General features: G+C 31.5%; 3 protein-coding genes and 1 rRNA gene. 2 read left to right on the top strand and 2 right to left on the bottom strand.

Features of this window, described 5'->3' with window-relative positions:
• A partial coding sequence (locus tag O9267_RS09625; RefSeq protein WP_298178653.1) for a 2-oxo acid dehydrogenase subunit E2 occupies positions 1-255 on the top strand: 255 nt, incomplete at its 5' end.
• A gap of 175 nt (positions 256-430) precedes the next feature.
• On the opposite strand, the gene O9267_RS09620 is transcribed toward O9267_RS09625, so the two are convergent.
• On the bottom strand, positions 431-1657 hold the full coding sequence (locus O9267_RS09620; protein WP_298178651.1) for a glycosyltransferase: 1227 nt from the start codon (positions 1655-1657) through the stop codon (positions 431-433).
• A gap of 61 nt (positions 1658-1718) precedes the next feature.
• On the opposite strand from O9267_RS09620, the gene O9267_RS09615 reads away from it, so the two are divergent.
• Positions 1719-2300 carry a tRNA-(ms[2]io[6]A)-hydroxylase gene (locus O9267_RS09615; RefSeq protein WP_298178649.1) on the top strand — a complete coding sequence of 194 codons (582 nt, stop codon included), beginning with the start codon at positions 1719-1721 and terminating at the stop codon, positions 2298-2300.
• A 245-nt stretch (positions 2301-2545) separates the two neighbouring features.
• Here O9267_RS09615 and rrf read toward each other — a convergent pair.
• Positions 2546-2623: ribosomal RNA gene (gene rrf, locus O9267_RS09610) — 5S ribosomal RNA — on the bottom strand; the annotation flags it as partial.

Here is a 2623-nt window from a genome sequence, read left to right as displayed (position 1 = left end):
ACAGTTACAGTTTCTCATCTTGGACTGTTTGGTATAGTTGAATTTAATTCAATTATCAACCAACCAAACTCAGCAATCCTTTCAGTTGGAGCCATAATCGAAAAACCAGTTGTTAAAAACGGACAAATCGTAGTTGGGAACACTATGATGTTATCATTAGCGTGCGATCACAGAACAATTGATGGCGCAACAGGAGCACAATTTTTACAAACATTAAAACTGTTTATCGAAAATCCAGTGACGATGTTAGCATAATCAAAAGTGATATAAATACAAATCCCGTTCAGAAATGAGCGGGATTTTTTATTTTGGAGCGAATGGTTCGGGCATTTTAGGTTTCCATATTCCTGCTTTCCGTTCTACTTCGTGCCACTCCAATCAGGGCTAATTAGGTAATGTATTGAATAGAAGTCAGAATAAATAAACTCTATTATTTCTTATTCTTTTCCTCAATCCACTTACTCATATACTTTGTACTAGAAACTAAATGATGTTGCAAAATCAAACCAATAAAATTTTTATTACGATGTTGTTTCAAATTATCTGAAAGCGAATTAATTTCAACAATAAAATACTTTTCAAAAAGTGATTTTCTATAACGTTTATCTAAAATCTCAAATCCATTTTCTTGAGCCTGTTTCCATAAGTTTTCATCTTCATAAAGTTGAACAGCTGCATCTACAAACTCATTTGGATTGTCTTTCACAAAACCATTCCACTCAAAATCTCCAGCCATAGCTTCTGCTCCAATTGAAGAGGTTATACTTGGAGTTCCACATTGCATCGCTTCAAGTAATTTGCCTTTAATTCCGGCACCAAAACGAATCGGTGCTAAAACAACTTTAGCGTTTTTTATAACTTCTAAAGCATCATCTGCTCTTCCTTTAATATAGAAATTTTGTTTCGGCTTATGCAACTCCAAAACTTTTTGTGATGGATAAGCTCCATAAATCAACATTTTAGCATCAGGTAATTTCTTATTTAATAGAGGCCAAATTATTTCAGATAAATATTTTACACAATCCCAATTTGGTTCATGCAAAAAGTTTCCAATAAAAATAAAATCGTTTCGTTCTGCAATAGATGAAATTTCATTCAATCTTTCTGCAAAAATTGGCAAATAAAACAATAAATCTTTTGAAACATTAAACTGCTTTTGAAGCAATTCTATTTCAAATTCCGAAACCATCAACGATAAATCACAACGAAGAATACTCGCAATTTCTCTTTTAGCAACATCTGAAAATAAATCTTCATATGTAAACTCTCGATTTTCTTTAACTGCAAGTTGTCTTGCTTGACGTAAACAATGCAAATCTTCTGTGTCAAGCATTTTTAAAGTATTTGGACAGCTTTCTGAAACACGCCAACCAAATTGTTCTTCCACCATAAATCGATCAAATAAAACAATAGTTGGATTTAACTCTTTTACAAAGTCATCAAAACTTGAAGAATTTAATTCAATAGTTTTTGCTGTAACTCCTAAAACTGAAATATCTTCTGAAAATTCTAAATTTTGTGCAGTACATGCAAAAGTTATTTCATAGTCATTCGCTTGGAATAGATCAATTAACTGAATCATTCTACTACCAGCAGCAGATGATTTTGGTTCCGGCCAAACAAAGCCAATAATTAATAAAGTTTTAGATTTTAGCATAATATCAAATACAATTACAAAGAAAAGATTTAATTTTACAACAAATTAAAAATACACAAAAATGTTAGGTCTAAAATTAAAAACCGACCCAAGATGGGTTACAATAGTTGAATCAAACATTGAAGAAATTCTAACAGATCATGCTTGGTGCGAGCAAAAGGCTGCAACAAACATTATTACAATCATAACCTATAATTCAGAACACGAAGAATTAGTTACTGATTTGTTGGAAATAGCTAAAGAAGAATTAGAACACTTCCAAATGGTTCACAACATAATTAAGGAGCGCGGATTAAAATTAGGTAGAGAAAGAAAAGACCACTATGTAAACGAACTTTTCAAGTTCATGAAAAAAGATGGAAGTAGAAATGATTCTTTTATAGACAGATTATTATTTTCTGCGATGATTGAAGCAAGAAGTTGCGAGCGTTTTAAAGTATTATCTCAAAATATTGAAGATAAAAAACTAGCAGAATTCTATAGAGAATTAATGATAAGTGAAGCAGGTCATTACACAACTTTTCTAAAGTTTGCCAGAAAATACACAGAAAAAGTTAATATTGACAAACGTTGGGCAGAATGGTTAGAATTTGAAGGAGAACTAATCACCAATTATGGAAAATCAGAAACAGTTCACGGATAATATACAGTTACAATACTATTCAAAAAAAGCAACATTACAAGATGTTGCTTTTTTTATTTAAAAATATAATTAACTCCAAAAAAACTCAGTCATATAGGTGAGGTTATAATAAAAAAGCCTGCTATATCATAAATTAAATACTTATTGTACAATGTGGAAACCAAACATCGCATATCACTTGTTTTATTTTTCTACAAAGTTTTTAAAACAAAAAAACCTCAATCTGTAAAGATTGAGGTTTTAAAAAAAGGCGGCGACATACTCTCCCACAAATGGCAGTACCATCTGCGCAGGCGGGCTTAACTTCTCTGTTCGGGATGGGA

Source organism: Flavobacterium sp., from assembly GCF_027531705.1.
Lineage (GTDB): Bacteria > Bacteroidota > Bacteroidia > Flavobacteriales > Flavobacteriaceae > Flavobacterium.
This window is presented reverse-complemented; position numbering and strand designations above follow the sequence as displayed.

Excerpts from the sequence above, each read along its gene's own strand:
- O9267_RS09615 (WP_298178649.1), top strand. The coding sequence starts at position 1,719 with ATGTTAGGTCTAAAATTAAAAACCGACCCAAGATGGGTTACAATAGTT.
- O9267_RS09620 (WP_298178651.1), bottom strand. The coding sequence starts at position 1,657 with ATGCTAAAATCTAAAACTTTATTAATTATTGGCTTTGTTTGGCCGGAA.